A 2,336-nucleotide genomic window follows, 5' to 3' on the forward strand; every position below is an offset into this window, starting at 1 on the left:
CGCATACCTCGCTTGAGCAGGAGCTTGGCCGCGATATGGGCCTTCTTATCCGCTTGGGCTTGCTCCAGCGTATTCGCCGGGTCGGTGAAATATGCACAGCTATATTGGCGATCAGCATCGAGAAAGAGGTCATAAAGGCGGTCGGACAGATCGTAATGATGCGCAACGTTACGCTTGGAGCGACGCTTCATGTTGATACGGTCAATGCGATGCACGAATTGCTCCAGCAGCCGGATTGGAGCCAATGGTCTTAGCCGGTCTCCTTCCTCCCACGGGCTGTTGCCTTTCAACAGATTGATCAATCCACGGATATCACCTCTGTCTATCAACAGCCGTCCGTCCATATATGCTTCCGCGGCACCGAGTGCCGGATTGCGGACAATTCGCGCGGCGACCGCGGAATCGCTGAACCGTATTGCGATGTCAGGCATCATTGGGTCGGGTGTGCCAAAGGTTTGGACCCTGCCGTCGGCGTGGGTGACGGAAAGCTGTCCCCGCTTGACCCGCGTGGCAAGAAAGCGATCGATGAGAGCCATGAGCCGCGGCTAACAAGGCTCAGCTCGCAGCACCATGAGGAAGATCAGCCTCTCGCCCCTGTCCTTGCGAAAGGCACGGCGCCGCCGAAACCCCGGGGCATCTACGCACAGGTGCAGCACGGCCTCTCTATAGCCGAAGGTCGGCGCCATCTATCGGCGGGACGGCCGGCGGAGTAGGCCACCGGGACAGCCGCGCGGAACGACGTGGCATAGCCGCCACGAAGTTCGACCTCGACGGGGTGCGATCCCGCAATGGCCGTCGCCGCCGATGCTGACCACCCCGCGCCGGCACGGTCGGCGACCTCGCCGGCTCCGAGAGCGGCAGGAAGCCGCCCTTATCGACGCCGAACGCACTCTCGCGATCCTCGGCCAACACCTTGCCCGCAGGCCGCAGCTATTGCCGGGTCCGTGAGCAGCTATTCAAATCATGATGGCGTCGCCTATCTCTGCGCGTGATGGTCGCCGGCGCGGAAGTGCCTGATCAGGGCTCCCGTGTCGGCCTCCGCTGTTGAACTGGGAGAGATCATATGACCGCAATGTCTTTTGCCTCCCCCTTCTCCACGGGGAGTGCTTATGCCCGGGGTTCTGCGCTGTTGAGGCGGAACTGGGGTTGGATTGTGTTCCGTGGTGCCCTGGCCCTGTTGCTGGGCGTAGTCACTATCCTGTTTCCGCTGAATGCTCTGTTCGCTTTCACCCTCGTGTTTGCCGCTTATGCCGGCGCAGACGGCATCCTGTCGCTGATCGCGGGTGTACGGGGGGCGACGAAGAAGGAGGATCGCTGGTGGGCGATGGTCCTGCGCGGCGTCATCGGCATCGCGGCCGCGGTGGCCGTTGCGCTCATGCCTGAGGTCGCAACCCTAAGCTATGCGCTCGTAACGCTCGGCGTACTGATCGCCTGGGCGTTCCTCACCGGTGCCCTTGAGATCGCGGCCGCTATCCGGCTTCGCAAGGAGATCAAGGGCGAATGGCTGCTTGGAATCTCGGGCGCGCTGTCGATCCTGCTGGGCGTTTGGGTGTGGACCATGCTGTGGCTCTACCCCATCGCCAGCATCCTCTCGGTGGCGTGGGTGATCGCGGCCTGGGCGTTCTTTGCCGGCTTCACGCTGATCAGCCTCGGCATCCGCCTGAAGCGACTTCAGGCTGTTGAGAATGGTCTTGAAAGCCGTTCTGACGAAACCAAATAATCTCCTGCCGGGTGCCGAAAGGACCCGGCATGGAGAGTGCGTCCGCTCTCTCGGACGCTCTTCATACACTCGTTGCTCAAAGGAGGACTTGTTTATGAGGACCAACTATGACTTCACGCCGTTCCGGCGTTCGACTGTTGGCTTCGACCGGCTGTTCGACCTGCTCGAGAACGGTCTGACTTCGCAGGTTGCCGACAACTATCCGCCGTTCGACCTCGTGAGCGAAGGCGAGGACCGCTACCGCATCAACATGGCGGTGGCCGGCTTCCGCCCCGACGAGATCGAAGTGACCGCTCAGCAGAATCTGCTCGTGGTCTCTGGCCGCAAGCAGGAAAGCGAGGAAAGCCGCTACATCCACCGCGGCATCGCTGCGCGTGACTTCGAGCGCCGCTTCGGCCTGGCGGATTATGTTCAGGTGAAGAATGCGGAGCTCAAGGATGGCATGCTCTCGATCGAGCTGGTGCGCGAGATCCCCGAGGCGATGAAGCCGCGGAAGATCAGCATCGGCGCGGCTGGTGAAAATGCCCGCCGGATCGAGGACTCGTCCGCGAACAATAACGAGAAGGCCAACGACGGCGCCAAGCAGCGCGAAGCTGCCTGATGCCGAACCGGGCTC

3 protein-coding genes are annotated in these 2,336 nt (G+C 61.9%); 2 read left to right on the forward strand and 1 reads right to left on the reverse strand.

All coding sequences use genetic code 11. The features are described 5' to 3' along the window. A partial coding sequence (locus BGN95_RS01110; protein ID WP_286771370.1) for a class I SAM-dependent methyltransferase occupies nucleotides 1-536 on the reverse strand: 536 nt, incomplete at its 3' end. Nucleotides 537-1,063: 527 nt separating this feature from the next. Here BGN95_RS01110 and BGN95_RS01115 point away from each other — a divergent pair. Both BGN95_RS01115 and BGN95_RS01120 read left to right on the forward strand, forming a co-directional pair. Further along, a complete protein-coding gene (locus BGN95_RS01115; protein ID WP_174521975.1) occupies nucleotides 1,064-1,720 on the forward strand; it encodes an HdeD family acid-resistance protein in 657 nt (218 codons plus the stop codon). A 94-nt stretch (nucleotides 1,721-1,814) separates the two neighbouring features. Continuing rightward, the gene (locus BGN95_RS01120; RefSeq protein ID WP_066519559.1) at nucleotides 1,815-2,321 is read left to right on the forward strand and encodes an Hsp20 family protein; all 507 of its coding nucleotides are present in this window, start codon (nucleotides 1,815-1,817) and stop codon (nucleotides 2,319-2,321) included. Nucleotides 2,322-2,336: the final 15 nt, after the last annotated feature.

This window comes from Sphingomonas sp. 66-10 (assembly GCF_001897045.1).
GTDB lineage: Bacteria > Pseudomonadota > Alphaproteobacteria > Sphingomonadales > Sphingomonadaceae > Sphingomonas > Sphingomonas lycopersici.